Annotated in this window: 18 protein-coding genes; 13 read left to right on the forward strand and 5 right to left on the reverse strand. The window is 71.7% G+C overall.

Annotated features, from left to right (window positions below; all coding sequences use genetic code 11):
• Positions 1-52 precede the first annotated feature (52 nt).
• Positions 53-484 carry a cell division protein SepF gene (locus N6H00_RS09585; protein ID WP_268971169.1) on the forward strand — a complete coding sequence of 144 codons (432 nt, stop codon included), beginning with the start codon at positions 53-55 and terminating at the stop codon, positions 482-484.
• A gap of 16 nt (positions 485-500) precedes the next feature.
• On the opposite strand, the gene N6H00_RS09590 is transcribed toward N6H00_RS09585, so the two are convergent.
• A complete protein-coding gene (locus tag N6H00_RS09590; RefSeq protein WP_268971170.1) occupies positions 501-1,688 on the reverse strand; it encodes an acyl-CoA dehydrogenase family protein in 1,188 nt (395 codons plus the stop codon).
• Positions 1,689-1,864: 176 nt separating this feature from the next.
• Complete coding sequence (locus N6H00_RS09595) at positions 1,865-3,571, reverse strand: MFS transporter (protein ID WP_268971171.1); 1,707 nt, start codon at positions 3,569-3,571, stop codon at positions 1,865-1,867.
• A 352-nt stretch (positions 3,572-3,923) separates the two neighbouring features.
• On the opposite strand from N6H00_RS09595, the gene N6H00_RS09600 reads away from it, so the two are divergent.
• Positions 3,924-5,111, forward strand: a complete 1,188-nt coding sequence (locus tag N6H00_RS09600; RefSeq protein ID WP_443072921.1) for a hypothetical protein — start codon at positions 3,924-3,926, stop codon at positions 5,109-5,111.
• Positions 5,112-5,413: 302 nt separating this feature from the next.
• Positions 5,414-6,445 (forward strand): phosphatase PAP2 family protein, encoded by a 1,032-nt coding sequence (locus N6H00_RS09605; RefSeq protein ID WP_268971172.1) that lies wholly within the window; start codon positions 5,414-5,416, stop codon positions 6,443-6,445.
• A gap of 218 nt (positions 6,446-6,663) precedes the next feature.
• Here the strand turns inward: N6H00_RS09605 and N6H00_RS09610 are convergent, their stop codons facing one another.
• On the reverse strand, positions 6,664-6,879 hold the full coding sequence (locus tag N6H00_RS09610; RefSeq protein ID WP_268971173.1) for an I78 family peptidase inhibitor: 216 nt from the start codon (positions 6,877-6,879) through the stop codon (positions 6,664-6,666).
• A gap of 400 nt (positions 6,880-7,279) precedes the next feature.
• Between N6H00_RS09610 and gvpO the strand changes: the two genes are divergently transcribed.
• The 9 genes from gvpO (at position 7,280) to ctaD (ending at position 12,523) form a co-directional block, all read left to right on the forward strand.
• Positions 7,280-7,582: a gas vesicle protein GvpO gene (gene gvpO, locus N6H00_RS09615; RefSeq protein WP_268971174.1), complete on the forward strand. Its 303-nt coding sequence runs from the start codon at positions 7,280-7,282 to the stop codon at positions 7,580-7,582.
• Between the two features lie 77 nt (positions 7,583-7,659).
• Positions 7,660-8,109 (forward strand): gas vesicle structural protein GvpA, encoded by a 450-nt coding sequence (locus N6H00_RS09620; RefSeq protein WP_268971175.1) that lies wholly within the window; start codon positions 7,660-7,662, stop codon positions 8,107-8,109.
• Positions 8,106-8,825, forward strand: coding sequence for a GvpL/GvpF family gas vesicle protein (locus tag N6H00_RS09625; protein WP_268971176.1), 720 nt, complete (start codon positions 8,106-8,108; stop codon positions 8,823-8,825). The genes N6H00_RS09620 and N6H00_RS09625 overlap by 4 nt, the downstream gene beginning before the upstream one ends.
• A gap of 17 nt (positions 8,826-8,842) precedes the next feature.
• Positions 8,843-9,031, forward strand: a complete 189-nt coding sequence (locus N6H00_RS09630) for a gas vesicle protein GvpG (RefSeq protein ID WP_432280564.1) — start codon at positions 8,843-8,845, stop codon at positions 9,029-9,031.
• Between the two features lie 80 nt (positions 9,032-9,111).
• Positions 9,112-9,414, forward strand: coding sequence for a gas vesicle protein (locus N6H00_RS09635; RefSeq protein ID WP_268976894.1), 303 nt, complete (start codon positions 9,112-9,114; stop codon positions 9,412-9,414).
• Complete coding sequence (locus N6H00_RS09640; RefSeq protein WP_268971178.1) at positions 9,411-10,229, forward strand: GvpL/GvpF family gas vesicle protein; 819 nt, start codon at positions 9,411-9,413, stop codon at positions 10,227-10,229. Before N6H00_RS09635 ends, N6H00_RS09640 begins: the two co-directional genes overlap by 4 nt.
• Entirely contained in the window at positions 10,226-10,429 is a 204-nt protein-coding gene (locus N6H00_RS09645; protein ID WP_268971179.1) for a gas vesicle protein, read from the forward strand. Before N6H00_RS09640 ends, N6H00_RS09645 begins: the two co-directional genes overlap by 4 nt.
• On the forward strand, positions 10,426-10,716 hold the full coding sequence (locus tag N6H00_RS09650; RefSeq protein ID WP_268971180.1) for a gas vesicle protein K: 291 nt from the start codon (positions 10,426-10,428) through the stop codon (positions 10,714-10,716). The genes N6H00_RS09645 and N6H00_RS09650 overlap by 4 nt, the downstream gene beginning before the upstream one ends.
• A gap of 97 nt (positions 10,717-10,813) precedes the next feature.
• Entirely contained in the window at positions 10,814-12,523 is a 1,710-nt protein-coding gene (ctaD, locus tag N6H00_RS09655; RefSeq protein ID WP_268971181.1) for an aa3-type cytochrome oxidase subunit I, read from the forward strand.
• Between the two features lie 32 nt (positions 12,524-12,555).
• Here the strand turns inward: ctaD and N6H00_RS09660 are convergent, their stop codons facing one another.
• Positions 12,556-13,416, reverse strand: coding sequence for a hypothetical protein (locus tag N6H00_RS09660; RefSeq protein WP_268976895.1), 861 nt, complete (start codon positions 13,414-13,416; stop codon positions 12,556-12,558).
• Between the two features lie 41 nt (positions 13,417-13,457).
• Positions 13,458-14,696 (reverse strand): glycosyltransferase family 4 protein, encoded by a 1,239-nt coding sequence (locus N6H00_RS09665; RefSeq protein ID WP_268971182.1) that lies wholly within the window; start codon positions 14,694-14,696, stop codon positions 13,458-13,460.
• 267 nt (positions 14,697-14,963) lie between these two features.
• On the opposite strand from N6H00_RS09665, the gene N6H00_RS09670 reads away from it, so the two are divergent.
• Complete coding sequence (locus tag N6H00_RS09670; RefSeq protein WP_268971183.1) at positions 14,964-15,893, forward strand: hypothetical protein; 930 nt, start codon at positions 14,964-14,966, stop codon at positions 15,891-15,893.
• The last annotated feature ends 86 nt before the right edge of the window (positions 15,894-15,979 follow it).

The raw sequence follows: 15,979 nt of genomic DNA on the forward strand, positions 1-15,979 counted from the left end.
GACCATAGAGGGGCGGACACTACACACCATCAGGGAGAGAGAGGAGGCGTCCATGGGATCGGTACGCAAGGCAAGTGCCTGGCTTGGCCTCGTCGACGACAGCGATGACGAGCGCTACTACGACGACGACTACGCCGAGGGACCCGAGCCCGGCGACTCCTGGGTGACCGACCCGCGAGCGCGGGTGGCCGACCAGACCGCGCAGGACCCCGGGACCCGGATCGCCACGGTCACCCCGGAGGGGTTCCGGGACGCGCGCGGCATCGGCGAGATGTTCCGGGAGGGCGTCCCGGTCATCGTCAATCTGACGACGATGGAGCCCGCCGACGCCAAGCGCGTGGTGGATTTCATGGCCGGGCTGATCTTCGGGCTGCGGGGCTCGATCGACCGCGTGGCCAACCGCGTCTTCCTCCTCACCCCGCCGGACTACCAGATCATCAACGGCCAGGTCGGCCACGCCACGGGTTTTTTCAACCAGAGCTAGGCCCGCGCTGCGGGGCTCACCGGAAGGCGTCGATTCCGGTGAGCGCCTTGCCCAGCACCAGCTGGTGCATTTCGACGGTGCCCTCATAGGTGAGCACCGACTCCAGATTCGTGGCGTGCCGCATCACCGGATACTCCAGCGAGATCCCATTGGCACCCAGAATCGTCCGCGCCGTACGGCAGATCTCGATCGCCTCCCGCACATTGTTCAGCTTGCCGAAGCTGACCTGCTCGGGGCGGAGCCGTCCCGCGTCCAGCCGCCGCCCCAGATGATGGGCGAGCAGCACCCCCTTGTGGAGCTCCAGCGCCATATCGGCCAGTTTGGCCTGGGTGAGCTGGAAGCCCCCGATCGGCCGGCCGAACTGCTCGCGCTCGCGCGCGTAGTCCAGCGCCGACTCGAAGGCGGAGCGGGCCGCCCCCATCGCGCCCCAGACGATGCCGTAGCGGGCGTGGCTCAGACAGCTGAGCGGCCCCCGCAACCCGGTCACCTCGGGCAGGACGGCGTCGGTCGGCAGCCGCACCTCGTCCAGGACCAGTTCGCTGGTGACCGAGGCGCGCAGCGACCACTTGTGCTTGATCGCGGGGGCCGAGAAGCCGGGCGCGTCGGTGGGGACGAGGAAGCCGCGGATGCCCTCGTCGGTGCGGGCCCACACCACGGCGACCCCGGCCACCGAGCCATTGGTGATCCACATCTTGCGGCCGGTGAGCACCCAGTCCGAGCCGTCCCGCTTGGCGTAGGTGCGCATACCGGAGGGGTCGGAGCCGTGGTCGGGCTCGGTCAGCCCGAAGCAGCCGATGACCTCGCCGGAGGCCATCCGGGGCAGCCACCGCTGCTTCTGCTCCTCGGAGCCGAAGCGGTGGATGGCGTACATGGACAGGGAGCCCTGCACCGAGATCAGGGAGCGGATGCCGGAGTCGGCGGCCTCCAGCTCCAGACAGGCCAGTCCGTACTGGATCGCGCTGGCGCCCGCGCAGCCGTATCCGGTGAGGGACATGCCGAGCGCGCCGAGGGAGCCGAGCTCCCGGGCCAGCTCGCGGATGCCGGGCACCTCGCCGCGCTCGTACCAGTCGGCGATCTGCGGCAGGACGCGGTCGGCGGCCCAGCGGCGCATGGTGTCGCGGACCGCGAGGTCCTCGGGGTCGAGCAGATCGTCGAGCCCCAGCGGGTCGCGCGGGTCGAACGGCGGCAAGGTACCAGCGGACATGGGCGGCGGCCTCCGGTGGTTGCGGGTCCGGTACACCGGGCGCGTACCGGCCGCCGGGGCGCGTCCTGTCGCCCGGCGGCCGGGGTGGTCAGCCCGGTCGGTCCGACGCTACGGCCGGGTAACCCCCGGCGTCCAGACCCGCTCCCGCCAGGTCATCGGGGTCGGTCGGGGTCCGGTCAGGACTCGGCGGCGACGGCGGTGCGGTCATACCGGGCCGGGGCGTCCGGATCGCCCGTCCCCTGTCCGTCCGCCTCCTGTCCGTCCGCATCCTGTCCGTCCTGGCCCTGGGCGGCGCCCGGGTCGGACTCGTCGTCGCCGGCGCACTCCATGACCTTGGGCAGCCGCAGCGCGGCCAGCGCGCCGAGCAGCAGCAGACCGGCACTGACCGCGAGCGTGACGTGCAGACCGTGGACGAAGGCGGTGCGGGCGGCCGAGCGCAGGGCCTCCCCGGCGTGGCCGCCGAGCCGGTCGGAGACCTTGTACGCGGCGCCCAGCGACTGGCCCGCGTCGGCGCCGGCCGAGGCGGGGACGCCGGGCACCGAGGACACTCCGGGCTTGTAGGCGGCGTTCATCACGCTGCCGAGGAGGGCGATGCCGATACCGGCGCCGAGCTGGTAGGAGGTCTCGCCGATGGCGGCCGCGCCGCCCGCCGAACCGGTCGACGCCTCGTTGAGCATGGACTCATAGGCGCTGAAGAGCGTGGTCTCCAGGCCGAAGCCCAGGACGACGAAGCCGCCGACGAGCACGGCGGGCCGGTCGGACTGGCCCATGGCGGTGAGCGAGAGAACGGCGAGGGCGGTGAGCGCGAAGCCGACCGCGACCATGACCCGGGGGCCGAGCCACTGGAGCATCCGCGAGCCGACGAGCCCGGCGGCCATGGCGGCGAAGGTGAGCGGCAGCAGCCGCAGACCCGTCTCGAGCGGGGTGAGCCCGAGCACGAGCTGGAGGTACTGGGCGGCTATGAGCTCCAGGCCGACGAGCGCCAGCAGGGCGAGGACGATACAGCCGACGGAGATCGAGAAGGCGGGCCGGGAGAACAGCTTGAGATCGACCAGCGGATGCGTACGGCGGCGCTGGCGGCGGATGAAGAGCACCAGCAGCACCACCCCGAACAGGGTCGGGGCGGCGGTCACGACGTTCAGCAGCCCGGCGCCGCTGCCCACCCGCTTGACGCCGAAGACGACGCAGAACAGCCCGCACGCGGCCATGACCGCGCCCAGCACGTCCCAGGGCCCGTTCCGGTCGCCGGTGGACTCCGGCAGCAGCCAGCGGCCGACGGGCAGCGCCACGACCATCAGGGGCAGGTTGACCAGGAAGACCGAGCCCCACCAGAAGTTCTCCACCAGAAAGCCGCCGAGCAGCGGACCGACGGCCGCGCCGACGGCGGCGACCGCGCTCCATATGCCGATGGCCAGCGCCCGCTCCCGGCGGTCCGGGAAGACCTGGCGCAGGATGGACAGCGTCGCGGGCATGATCATCGCGCCGCCGACGCCCAGCAGCGCGCGGGCCACGATGAGGATCTGGGGGCTGGGGGCGAAGGCGGCCAGCGCGGAGGCGGCGCCGAAGAGCCCGTAGCCGAGCAGCAGGACGCGCCGTCTGCCGACCCGGTCGCCGAGGGTGCCGAAGAGGATCAGCAGCGAAGCGCAGACCAGTGGATAGACGTCCACGATCCACAGCAGTTCGATCGCGCCGGGGCGCAGATCCTCGGTCACGGCCGGGACCGCGACATGGAGCACGGTCGCGTCCACGGCGACGAGCAGCAGGCTGACGCAGAGCACGAGGAGCACGATCCAGCGGTTCGCCCCGCCGTTCGCCCCGGTGCCGCGCCATTGCCGGGGAACGCCCGCCGTCCGCCGATTGCCGGCCGTGGTCGTCCCGGACATGTACGCACCTCCCTGGGTCTTGCGCTCGCGGTCCGCCGCGCTGGGGCGGAACGTCACGTCGGTGGGGACGTCCGGGTGACCCGGTGGCGAAGGCGCGAGTGAGACGTCAGGGTACGCGAGTCCCCGCGCGGACCGTGTGCCGCAGGTCATGTTGGGCCCATCGCCCGGATGGCTTACGGAGGCGTACGTTCCGCACTTCCCCTTTTGTCCCCCGTCGCTCTGCCGTTCCCCGCCGTCCCTCCCGTGTCCTCACGGTGGCTGTTTTCCGTTCGTCCGCCGTTGTCCACAGCCCCCGCGAGCGGTCGTCCACAGCCCCCGCGAACAGCGCGGACCATCCTTGATAATCGTCGCCGTGACTGATCTCGCCCCGACCGACTGCGCGCCACCCGGCGACGGCGGCAGACCGGGCCGCACCACCGGCCCCACGCCGCGCCGGGCCGCTTCGGCGTTGCTCGCGTATGCGGGGACGCGCCTGCTCGGGCTGGTGGTTCTCGCGGTCTGGGGCGCCTTCGCGGACAAGAGCCCGCACCAGCTGCTCGCGGCCCGCTGGGACGCGCTGTGGTACACCCGCATCGCCGAGGAGGGGTACGGCTACGCGCTCCGGCTGCCCGACGGGTCGGTCCACTCCGACCTCGCGTTCTTCCCCCTGCTCCCCGCGCTGGAGCGAGTGATTTCAGCCATAGCCCCGCTGACCGCGGCCGACGCCGGTCTGCTGGTGAGCTGGGTCACGTCCCTGCTCGCCGCCTGGGGGATCTTCGCGATCGGCGATCTGCTCCACGGCCGGCGGGTGGGCCTCACGCTGGCCGCGCTGTGGGGCGTGCTGCCGGTCGGGATCGTGCAGTCGATGGCGTACTCGGAGTCGCTCTTCACGGCACTGGCCGCCTGGGGGGTGTACGCGGCGCTGACCCGGCGGTGGCTGTGGGCGGGGCTGCTCGCGGCGCTGGCGGGGCTCACCCGGCCGGTGGGGGCGGCGGTGGTCGCGGCGGTCTGGGTGGCGGCCGCGGTGGAGCTGCTGCCCGGCGGGCGGTGGCGGCGGGCGGGAGGAATGGATCGGGGCCTGCTCGCGGGCGTCGTGCTCGCGCCGCTGGGCTGGCTCGGCTATGTGACCTGGGTGGCCTTCCGGACCGGAAGCGTCACCGGCTACTTCGACGTCCAGAACGGCTGGGGAAACGGCTTCGACGGCGGCCTGGCCTTCGCACGCTTCATCGGCGGGCTGCTGACCGGCCCGCCCTTCGTGGACGGGCTCGGCCTGCTGCTCGGCGTCGGGGCGCTGCTCTGGCTCTACGCCCGCTGTGTGCGGCAGCGCCAGCCGCTGCCGCTGCTGGCCTACGGCGGGGCGGTGCTCGCCCTGGCGCTGACCGCGAAGGGGTACTTCGGCTCCAAGCCCCGGCTGCTGCTACCGGCCTTCCCCCTGCTGCTGCCGGCCGCGGTCGCCCTGGCCCGGCTGCGGCCGGGGCGCGCCGCGCTGGTGCTGGGCTCGGTCGGGCTCGTCTCCGCGCTGTACGGGGCCTTCTGGCTGCACGGCTCCGGGCCGCCGTGATCCGACCATCCCGGCCGGATCGCCGAGCGCCCGCGGAGAGCCGCGTCCGGCCGCCCGGCGACGCCCGGGGAAACAACGAGGAACGCCTCGGCTAATACGCGATAAACACCCCCTGTAAGAATTCCATAAAGGCCCTGGGACACGCCCATTGCAAGGGCGGGTCACAAAAGTCCGGGAGCTCGCGCATTCCTGGGAAAGGGCACGGCCAAAAGCCATGGGCGAGACGCACTCCACATCACATCGTCATCACAAAGCGACCTGATCGACCGAACCCGCCTGTCACGCAATGTAACGTCGATTAGGTGCGTACCGAAGACAGGCTCCCGGCGACCGAGGAGCGACGGCCCGATCTCATGCGACCACGCATGACCCGAACGCGCTTCTGGCTGCTCGGGACCACCATTGCGGTCTACGCGGCGACCGTGATCGGGGTGCTCACCACCTCATGGCTGGTGGAGCTCGACTGGCAGGTGATGCTCTTCCGGCCCTACAAGCAGTGGCCGGAATTCCACACCTTCCTGGACTATTTCGTCGTCATGGGCCAGCGCGGCCCGACCGCGGTGGCCGTCGCCGCCTGGCTGGGGTGGTGCTGCCACCGGCAGCGCACCCTGCGCCCGCTGCTGGTGCTGGGCACCTCCCTGCTGCTGCTGAACGCCACCGTGGGCGCGGTGAAGCTCGGCTTCGGCCGGCTCGGTCCGCACTACGCGACCACCGTCGGGTCCAATGAGATGTGGGGGACCGGCGATATATTTCCTTCCGGTCACACCGCGAACGCCGTGGTCACCTGGGGCGTGCTCGCCTATCTGGCGACCACCCCCCTGGCCCGCAGAGTCGCCTCGCTGATCGCCGCGGGGTTCGCCTTCGGCGTCGGCATGACCACCGTCTACCTCGGCACCCACTGGCTGAGCGATGTGGTGCTGGGCTGGGCGGCCGGGGTGCTGGTGCTGCTGGCGCTGCCGTGGCTGGAGCCGGCCATGGCCCGCGCCGAGGTGCTGCTGCTGACCCTGTGGCGCCGGGTGCGCGAGCGCCGGGCGGCCGCGCCGGTGCCCACCGGGCCGCCGGTCGCCGGGACCCCGCTGGCCACCCCGCGTGCCGCCCGCGACGACGAGCTGCCCGCCCGGGAGACCGTGGCGGTGATCCGGCCGGCCGCCGCGGCCGGCCGCGGCCCCGACGGACGGCCCCACCACCCGGTCCGCCAGCACACGGTGCGCTCCGAGCGCACCCCGGTCACCCCGGTCGGCAGCCGCCGGCCGCCGCACGCCGACCGGGTGCCGCGCACCACGGCGCCCTTCGGCCCGCCCGCCGGCCGCGGCCGGACGCCCGCGGGGGGCTGAGCCGCCGCACCGGGCCGCGGGGCGGTACGCACACCCTTCCCCGCTTCCCAGCGCCGGTCGATTCGCGCACCACGGCCCCGGACGCTCCGCCGAGAGCGTCCGGGGCCGTGGTGTGTCCGGGCACGTGACGTGTCCGGACAGGTGGCGTGTCCACGCAGGTGCCGTATCCGCGCAGGGCGGACCGGCGCGCCTCGGACAGCCGGGCCGGACCGGGCCGGTCAGCCGCGCCAGCAGCGCTTCACGGTGCCGTCGTCCACCTCGAAGTCGATCCGCCCGCGCACGTACTCCATCGTGATGATCGCGCCCGGCGGAAGCGACCGTACGGTGGTCCAGCCGCGGGCGCGCGCCCTCTCCTCGGCGGTACGGGCATCGAGACCCACATAGCTGTCGAGATCGTCGTCGGGTTCGGCCGGAAGGTTCGGTACAGGTCCCATGACAGCCACCGTAGGTGGCTCCATACGAGTGGCAAACCCGGAGTGCCCATGGACTGGCACCGCCTCATGTGCCTCGTGTCCGCCATTCGTCACACTTGTGTCACAGAAAACACGCCCGGGTTTGTCGGCGACTTCGTCACTCTTCCGGGGCTTGTGTTGACGTCTCGAAGATGACGGCGAGTTTCCGTCGATATCCCGCGCCAAACCACCGGCTCCGGTATGGACGGCGGGCCTTGGCGAGATCCTTCGAACAATTCGCACAGCTGCCGGAAAAGCGATGTCCGGACCCTCCGGAACACACACTTCCGCCACACATCGCCGAAGCCGAACCCGAAGGCCGGAGCCGAACCCCAAGGTTTACGCCCAGCCGGACGCGGTACCCGCCGCCACCGGAGACCACATGACTGACACATCCGATGAGACCCCCGAGAAGACGGCGGCCGGCGACCTGACCCCGCTGGCACTTCTGCGCGCCGCCCGTGAACAGCTCGTCGAGCTGACGGGCCTGGCCCCCGAGTCCGTGCCCCGCCTGGAGCGGACCGACGAGGGGTGGGTGCTGGAGGCCGAGGTGGTGGAGCTGGCCCGGGTGCCGGAGACGATGAGCCTGATGGCGCTGTACGAGGTGAGCCTCGACCCGGACGGCATCCTCACCGGATACCGCCGCCTCCGCCGCTATGAGCGCGGACGGAGCGACCGCGCCTGACGGCGGGAGCCCCGGACGCCCACGAAACCCAAGACCTTGAGACCTGAACCCCGAAACCCGAGAGGAGCACATCCGACATGACCACTGTTGTCCCGGCACAGCAATCCAGAGGCGGTGGCGGCTCCAGCGGCCTGTACGACGTCCTGGAACTCATCCTCGACCGGGGGCTGGTGATCGACGCGTTCATCCGCGTCTCCCTCGTCGGCATCGAGATACTCAAGATCGACGTCCGGGTCGTGGTGGCCAGCGTCGACACGTATCTGCGGTTCGCCGAGGCGTGCAACCGGCTCGACCTGGAGTCGGGGCCGAACAAGTCCCCCGGACTGCCCGAGGTCGTGGAGGGCATCACCGAGGGCGGTGCGCGTTCCAAGACCAAGGGCGCCCTCTCCGGCGCGGGCGAGACCGTCTCCAAGGCCGCCCAGTCCGTGGCCGAGGCGATCCGGCCGGCGGAGGAGGACGACGAGGAGCCGCGCCGCCGGCGTCCGGCCCGTAAGGCGGCGCCGAAGAAGTCCGAGGAGTCCGCATGAGCACGTATGTCTACGGCATCGCGCGCGGTGAGGTCGCGGATCTGGACGATCGGCTGACCGGCATCGGTGACCCCCCGCTGCCGGTCCGGGCGCTGAACGAGGGCGAGCTGGCCGCGATCGTCAGCGACTGCCCGGCGGAGCTCAAGCCCCGGCGGCGCGATCTGCTGGCCCATCAGCATGTGCTGGCCGAGGTGAGCGGCTCCCATCCGGTGCTGCCGATGCGCTTCGGCAGCGTGTCCTCCAGCGACGAGGACGTCCGCAGCGTGCTGGCCGAGCACGCCGACCGCTACCAGGACCAGCTCAGCCGGCTGTCCGGCCGGGTGGAGTACAACGTCAAGGCCGTGCACGACGAGGACGCGGTGCTGCACCAGGTGCTCGCCGAGGAGCCGGACCTGCGGGTGATGGCGGAGGCCAACCGCGCGGCGGGCGGCGGCACCTACGAGGAGCGGGTGCGCTTCGGCGAACGGGTGGCCGAGGCGGTACGGGCGCACGAGGTGCGGGACGCCAAGCTGGTGGAGGAGGCGCTGGCCCCGACGGCCGAGGACGTGCGCCCCGGACCGGAGAGCGGCGGCTGGTTCCTGAGCCTGTCCCTGCTGCTGGACAAGGACGCCGCGGATCCGCTGCTGACGGCGGCCGCCGATCTGGAGAAGGCCCATCCCTGGCTGAAGCTGCGGCTCAACGGCCCGCTGCCGCCGTACAGCTTCGTCGAGTCCTGATGCTGATGATCGGCTGGGTGCTGAGGCAGGTCGTGGCCGCCGCGGAGCGGGAGTACTACGACCCGGCCAACATCCAGCGCGCCCTGGCCGATCTGGAGAACCGGCTCGACCTGGGCGAGATCGACGAGAAGGAGTTCGAGCGGCAGGAGGACGCGCTGCTCGACCGGTTGGAGGAGGCGCGCCAGTGGGCGAACGGGACTCTGTGACCACCCGGGGCGGTGTGGCCCCGACGGCCGGCGCGTATGGCTCTCCGGCCTCGTCGTTCGGCTCCTCGGGATCGTACGGGGTGGCCAACCGGGGCGAGGGCGGGGCCAACCTCGCCGACATCCTGGAGCGGGTGCTCGACAAGGGCGTGGTGATCGCGGGCGATATCCGCATCAATCTGCTCGACATCGAACTTCTCACGATCAAGCTGCGGCTGATCGTGGCCTCGGTCGACAAGGCGAAGGAGATGGGCATCGACTGGTGGGAGCACGATCCGTCGCTCTCCTCCCGCGCCCGGACCGACCGGACCGAAGTGACCGACCAGGCCGCCCGGACCGACCGGGCCGAGGTGCCCAGCGGGGAGAACGAGGAGAAGACCGCATGACCGAAGGACTGCGGTACGCCTACGCGGTGGTACGCGACACCGGTACGCCGGACGCCGCCCCGGACGTGCTCGCCGCCCTGGAGGGGGTGCCCGGAGTGGCGGGCGAACCGGTGCGCGCCGTACGCCATCTGGGCCTCGCCGTCCTGGCGGGCACCGTGCCCGCCGAGCACTTCGACGAGGGCCCGCTGCGCGAGCGGCTGGAGGACATGGCATGGCTGGAGCGGGTGGCGCGCGCCCATCAGCGGGTGGTCGACACCGCGGGCGCCGAGTCCTGCGTCATACCGGTCCGGCTGGCCACCGTCTGCCGTGGTGAGGAGGGGCTGCGGCGGATGCTCGCCGACGGGCGGGAGCGGTTCGCCTCGGCGCTGGACCGGCTGGAGGGCCGGGTCGAATGGGGCGTCAAGGCATATGCCGAGGCGCCCCCGCCCGAGGAGCCGCCCGCCGGGGAACCAAACGCTGCGACCGCCCTGTCCGGCCGTGACTACCTGCGCCGCCGCAAGGCACAGCGGCACGCCGCCGAGCAGCGCTGGGGCCATACGGAGGAGGGTGCGCGGCTGGTGCACGACACCCTCGCCGGGCTGGCCGAGCGGCACCGGCTGCATCCGCCGCAGGACCCGAAGCTGTCGGGGGTGTCCGACCGCAATGTGCTGAACGCCGCATATCTGGTACGGCGCGAGGACAGCGCCGGTTTCGCCCAGCGGGTCGGTGAGCTGGCCGGGCGGGCGGCCGGGCTGCGGGTGGAGCTGACCGGCCCGTGGGCGCCGTACTCCTTCACCGCCCCTGACGAAGCCGAGGGCGCGGGGGCGGGCGGATGACGACGGCCCCGGCCGACCGTCCCCTGGCCCATCAGCAGATCGCCCTGGTGGATGTGTTGGACCGGCTGCTCGCGGGCGGAGTGGTGATCACCGGTGATCTGACCCTGCGGATCGCCGACGTCGATCTGGTCCGTATCGATCTGCGCGCGCTCATCAGCTCGGTGAACGCCAATGTGCCGTCGCCCTGGGAGGAACCATGAGCGGAACCGTGAGCCACAAGCTGGAGCTGGACCAGGACACCGTCGAGCGTGACCTGATGAAGCTGGTGCTGACCGTCGTCGAGCTGCTGCGCCAGCTCATGGAGCGGCAGGCGCTGCGCCGGGTGGACCAGGGCGACCTGACGGAGGACCAGGAGGAGCGGATCGGGCTGACGCTGATGCTGCTGGAGGACCGGATGGGCACCCTCTGCGCGCGCTACGGCATCGCGCCCTCGGAGCTCAATCTGGACCTTGGGCCGCTCGGTCCGCTGCTGTCCCCGGGGGAGTGACGGTCAGGGCAGCTCCACGGTTCGCCGCAGCCAGCGGACGATCATGACGGTACCCGTCTCCAGGACCGAACCCGCCCAGGACACGTAAGGAGCCTCGATGGCGACAGACACCGCGCGGGCCGTCGGTCCGGTCCGGGTGACACGGCAGGGCAGTGTGCTCGTGGACTGGCTCACCACCACCGACCACAAGAAGATCGGGCATCTGTATCTGATCTCGTCCTTCGGCTTCTTCCTGGTCGGAGGCGTCCTGGCGCTGGTGATGCGCGCGGAGCTGGCCCGCCCCGGGCTCCAGATCGTCTCCCAGGAGGAGTTCGACCAGGCGTTCACCCTGCACGGCACGATCATGCTGCTGCTGTTCGCCACCCCGGCCTTCGCGGGGTTCGCCAACGAGATCATGCCGCTCCAGATCGGCGCGCCGGATGTGGCCTTCCCACGCCTCAACATGCTGTCGTACTGGCTGTATCTGTTCGGCGGGCTGATCGTGGTGGCCAGTCTGCTGGTGCCGGGGGGCGCCGCGGACTTCGGCTGGACCGCCTACGCCCCGCTCAACAGCGCGATCCGCTCCCCCGGTATCGGCGCCGATATGTGGATCATGGGGCTGGCGCTGTCCGGCTTCGGGACGATCCTGGGCGCGGTGAACTTCCTGACCACCATCATGGCGATGCGGGCGCCGGGGATGACGATGTTCCGGATGCCGATCTTCACCTGGAACACCCTCTTCACCTCGATCATGATCCTGATGGCGTTCCCGGTGCTGGCGGCGGCGCTGCTGGCGCTGGAGGCGGACCGGCGGTTCGGGGCGGTGGTCTTCGACGCCCGGTACGGCGGACCGCTGCTGTGGCAGCACCTCTTCTGGTTCTTCGGCCATCCCGAGGTCTACATCATCGCGCTGCCGTTCTTCGGCATCATCACCGAGATCATCCCGGTCTTCTCCCGTAAACCGGTCTTCGGCTATGTGACGCTGATCGGCGCGACCATGGCCATCACCGGACTGTCGATGGTGGTCTGGGCACACCACATGTTCGCCACGGGATCGGTTCTGCTGCCCTTCTTCTCCCTGATGTCATTTCTGATCGCGGTGCCGACCGGGGTGAAGTTCTTCAACTGGATCGGCACCATGCTGGGCGGCTCGGTGTCCCTGGAGGCGCCGATGCTGTGGGCGGTCGGGTTCCTGGTGAGCTTCCTCTTCGGGGGGCTCACCGGCGTCATCCTGGCCTCACCGCCGATGGACTTCCATGTCACCGACACCTACTTCGTCGTGGGCCACTTCCACTACGTGGTCTTCGGCACCGTCGTCTTCGCGATGTTCGCGGGGTTCTACTTCTGGTGGCCGAAGTTCACCGGGAAGCTGCTGGAGGAGCGGCTGGCCCGGATCCACTTCTGGACGCTGTTCGTCGGCTTCCACACCACCTTCCTGGTGCACCACTGGCTGGGGGTGGAGGGGATGCCGCGCCGCTACGCCGACTATCTGGCGGCGGACGGCTTCACCGCGCTCAACACCGTCTCCACCATCGGCTCCTTCCTGCTGGGCATGTCGACCCTGCCGTTCCTCTACAACGTCTGGAAGACGGCCAAGTACGGGAAGAAGATCGAGACGGACGACCCCTGGGGGTTCGGCCGCTCCCTGGAGTGGGCGACCTCCTGTCCCCCGCCCCGGCACAACTTCACCACCCTGCCGAGGGTCCGCTCCGAGTCGCCCGCCTTCGATCTGCACCATCCGGAGGTGGCCGGCCTGGAGCAGGGGAAGGACCAGCAGCTGAAGCCGCGGGGGGCGATCGGCCCAGGGCCCGAGCCAGGCGGTCCCTGAGCCTCGAGCCCCCGCCGAAGCCCCCGTCAGGATCAGACCGACGCCTCGATCCGCACCGCCAGGTCGTTGCCACGGGTGTAGTACGGCCGGGCCTGTACCTCCCCGTGCGGGCCCGTGACCGTCCGCGGCGGATAGGTGAAGATCTCCTTCTTGTCCGCGATGTCGTCCAGGATGCGGGCGAGCCGCGCCGGGGCCATGCTCCCGTCCGCCGGGCGCAGCCACAGGTCCCACACGTCCGCACCGCCGTCCCAGCTCCGCGCCAGCTCGGGGTAGGAGAGCGTGAAGGAGAAGTCCGGGCCGTCCACCTCCAGCGGCGCCGTCCGCACCGGGGCGGTGCCCCCGCGGCGGCGGGCCTCGACGACCGCCTCGGCCAGCCAGTCGGAGGGGTAGGCGACGCGGTGCAGCCGCCCCCGGACGGTCATCGTGTCGTCCCCCAGGCGGATCTCCCCGGCCTCGGCGTGGGGCGCCCGCCGCCAGCTGCGCAGCGACAGATTGCCGTGCTTGGTGGCGTACGGGATGCGGACGGACAGCGGGGAGGTGCTCGGCCCCGGCCGGCGGTCGACGAGCGAGCGCAGATCGTTCAGGCCCGGGGCGAGCCGCCGCGGCTCCGCGTCCCCGTACGCCACATGGACGTCCCAGCGGCCCTCGGGCAGGGCGACGGTGCTGGGCAGGGCAGCCTGTAGCCGGCCGTCCGCGGTGGGGCCCAGCGGCAGCCGCACCTCCCCGTCGGGGGCGTCCGCCGCGCCCCGGCGGAGCAGCACCAGCGCACCGCTCCAGTCGTCGTGGCCGCCCGGGGCGGGACGGGCCCCGTCGGCGATGTGGAAGGTGAGCCCGCCGGCCGAGTCCGCCACGCAGTCGGCGCGAGCCGGGGCGGTCTCGTCGGCCTCACTCATCCCGTCCTCCTCGAGGTGCTGGGCTGCCTCCACTGTTGCACTCATGCGACACGCACCTTCCGCAGGGAGTCCTTGGTGGTGAACGCGCCGCTGAGCAGGGAGCCGCGGGTGCGGTGCCAGGACTCCCGCAGTCCGCTGCGGGCGATCAGACCGGAGAACAGCGTCTCGTAGCGCCCGGCCACCCGGGAGGGGTCGAAGCGGGCCGAGTCCTTCAGCGCCGCCTGTCCCATCTGCTGGCGCAGCTCGTCGTTGTTGATGAGGTCGAGGAGGGCGGCGGCGATGGCGTCGCTGTCGCCGGTGGGCACGAGCCGGCCGTCCACGCCGTTGTCGATGATCTCCGCGGGTCCGTGCGGGCAGTCGGTGGCCACCACGGGAAGGCCGCAGCGCATCGCCTCCACGATGGTCATGCCGAACGACTCCAGGCTGGAGGTGACGGCGGCGATGGAGCCCTTGGCCCACTCGGGGTCGAGCGGATTGGCCGGACCCATCAGGAAGACGTGGTTGTAGAGGCCGAGCTGGTCGATCAGGGCGCGCAGCTTGGCGTACTGGGCGCCGCCGCCGTAGATCCGCAGCCGCCAGTCCGGGCGGGCCTCGCTGACCTTGGCGAACGCGCGTATCAGCAGGTCGTAGCGTTTGACCGGGGCCAGCCGGCCGGCCGCGACCACCCATTTGCCGGTGCCGTCCGCGGGCGCCAGACCGGGCTCGGGCACGCTGTTCGGCACCGCCTCGACCCGTACGCCGGGCAGCCGCATCTGGTCGCGGTAGGTCTGCGCGTCGGCCTCGGTCACGGTGGTCACCGCGTCCAGCCGGGGGTAGACCGCGCGCAGGGCCCGCTTCAGCCCCTTGGAGTGGGTGCTGAGCGTCAGATGCTCCTGGCCGACCCGTACCGGACCGCGGCGGGCCTCGCGGGCGATGTGGACGTTGAGCCCGGGGCGGGTTCCGACAACGATATCGGCGTCCAGCCGGCGCAGATGGTCCGCGATACGGCGGTCGGTGAGGGCGCTGTACTGCTTGTAGCGGCCCTCCGCCGCCGGGAAGACCCGCGCCGGGCGGCTGTGGTCCGGGTCGTCGCCGTCGTAGGACGGGCTGTTCTTCCGGATGTCCACTAAGTGGCTGAGCCGCACATGCGGACCGGGATCGAAGATCGGCTGGTCGCGGTGGCGGAAGACCGACACGATCTCCACATCGTGCTGTTCCCCCAGGGTGCGGGCGAGGTTGTACGTGGTCCGGATCGTCCCGCCGATCCCGTACGCGTTATGAATCAGGAAAGAGATGTGCATCCGGCCCCGTATCCCACTGCTTCCCCGCGGACGGGTCTCGTCCGCCTACCACGGTGTTAGACGGCGAAAAGTGGGACAGGGTTGGGCGTCATCACCTTCTTGTGTCCCAACAGATGTGAAATCGGTAGCGACTTGAGGGAACCATCCGGCCCGACGGGCCATCGGGCCCCGGCGCGGCCCAGGGCGCGTGACCCCCGCCCCGCATGGCCCGTTGTCTACGTATGAGCCGGGAACCGCCCGGCTCACACCGAGACCGAGGAGCCACCCGTGCCGCGCATGCTCGACGTCAGCGATGACGTACGCGCCGAGATCGGCGACGAAGAAGCCGACCGGCTGCTCGCCGGGGACAACGCCCCGGGCGCTTACGACTGCACGTCCTGCCGCACGCCCGGCAACACCGAGCAGGAGCGGACCAGCACCGTGCTCTTCGTGGGCCAGGAGACGGCCGTGCTGGCCTTCGCCCACGCCACCTGCGTGCCCTCCCAGGTCGTCCCGGTCTCCGAAGAGCAGCTGCGCGGCGCGGTGCGGTCCATCACGGGCGAGGACGCCGCGCCACTGACCGCCGAGGCGCCGCCCGCGCCGCCCGCGCCATACGCTTCCGTATCGCACGCCTCCGTACCGCAGGCTTCCGCGCCGTACATCCCCGCCCCGGCCGCGCCACTCGCCCCCGCCTCGCACACCTCCGCGCTGCTGACCGCCGAGGCGCCGCACGCGCCGGTGGCCCAGCAGGCGGTGCTCGGGGTGACCAGCGGGGTGGTGCTGGTCGGCCAGGAGGCGTGCCCGGCGCTGGTGGTGGAGCCGACCGCGCCGATCGTCCGCCCCGGTTCGGCCGGCCACGCCGACGACTTCCTCCAGCTCCTCATCGAACAGGGCTTCGCCCCGGTGGTCGATCTGGGCCGGCCGCCCGCGCCCAACCCCGGCTGGTCGGTGCTGCTGGCCATGGGGCGGCTGCACGCGGTGCTGATGCCGGGGCCGAACGGCGGCGGCCCGGTGGCCTGGTGGCAGGCGCACAGCCCAATGCCGCTCAGCGACGGCTGGCGGAGCGCCGTCGGCCGCTCCCGGAAGGTGCTGATCTACGGCGCGGCGGCGGGCACGATCGGCACCCAGCCGCGCGAGGACCAGCTGCGCGCGGCGCTGGACCGGGCCGCGGCGCGCGGTGCGCTGGTCGGCGCGTCGATGCCGCTCGCGGGCACATGACCGCCATGGCCGCCGCCGTCCCGGAGCTCCCCCCGCAGCTCCCCCCGGACCTCACCGACCCTTGGTGGGCAGCCCATTCGCCACCG

This window comes from Streptomyces sp. S465, from assembly GCF_026898115.1.
GTDB classification, from domain to species: Bacteria; Actinomycetota; Actinomycetes; order Streptomycetales; family Streptomycetaceae; genus Streptomyces; species Streptomyces luomodiensis.

Excerpts from the sequence above, each read along its gene's own strand:
- N6H00_RS09585 (WP_268971169.1), top strand. The coding sequence starts at position 53 with ATGGGATCGGTACGCAAGGCAAGTGCCTGGCTTGGCCTCGTCGACGAC.
- N6H00_RS09590 (WP_268971170.1), bottom strand. The coding sequence starts at position 1,688 with ATGTCCGCTGGTACCTTGCCGCCGTTCGACCCGCGCGACCCGCTGGGG.
- N6H00_RS09595 (WP_268971171.1), bottom strand. The coding sequence starts at position 3,571 with ATGTCCGGGACGACCACGGCCGGCAATCGGCGGACGGCGGGCGTTCCC.
- N6H00_RS09610 (WP_268971173.1), bottom strand. The coding sequence starts at position 6,879 with ATGGGACCTGTACCGAACCTTCCGGCCGAACCCGACGACGATCTCGAC.
- gvpO (WP_268971174.1), top strand. The coding sequence starts at position 7,280 with ATGACTGACACATCCGATGAGACCCCCGAGAAGACGGCGGCCGGCGAC.
- N6H00_RS09620 (WP_268971175.1), top strand. The coding sequence starts at position 7,660 with ATGACCACTGTTGTCCCGGCACAGCAATCCAGAGGCGGTGGCGGCTCC.
- N6H00_RS09625 (WP_268971176.1), top strand. The coding sequence starts at position 8,106 with ATGAGCACGTATGTCTACGGCATCGCGCGCGGTGAGGTCGCGGATCTG.
- N6H00_RS09640 (WP_268971178.1), top strand. The coding sequence starts at position 9,411 with ATGACCGAAGGACTGCGGTACGCCTACGCGGTGGTACGCGACACCGGT.
- N6H00_RS09645 (WP_268971179.1), top strand. The coding sequence starts at position 10,226 with ATGACGACGGCCCCGGCCGACCGTCCCCTGGCCCATCAGCAGATCGCC.
- N6H00_RS09650 (WP_268971180.1), top strand. The coding sequence starts at position 10,426 with ATGAGCGGAACCGTGAGCCACAAGCTGGAGCTGGACCAGGACACCGTC.
- ctaD (WP_268971181.1), top strand. The coding sequence starts at position 10,814 with ATGGCGACAGACACCGCGCGGGCCGTCGGTCCGGTCCGGGTGACACGG.
- N6H00_RS09660 (WP_268976895.1), bottom strand. The coding sequence starts at position 13,416 with ATGAGTGAGGCCGACGAGACCGCCCCGGCTCGCGCCGACTGCGTGGCG.
- N6H00_RS09665 (WP_268971182.1), bottom strand. The coding sequence starts at position 14,696 with ATGCACATCTCTTTCCTGATTCATAACGCGTACGGGATCGGCGGGACG.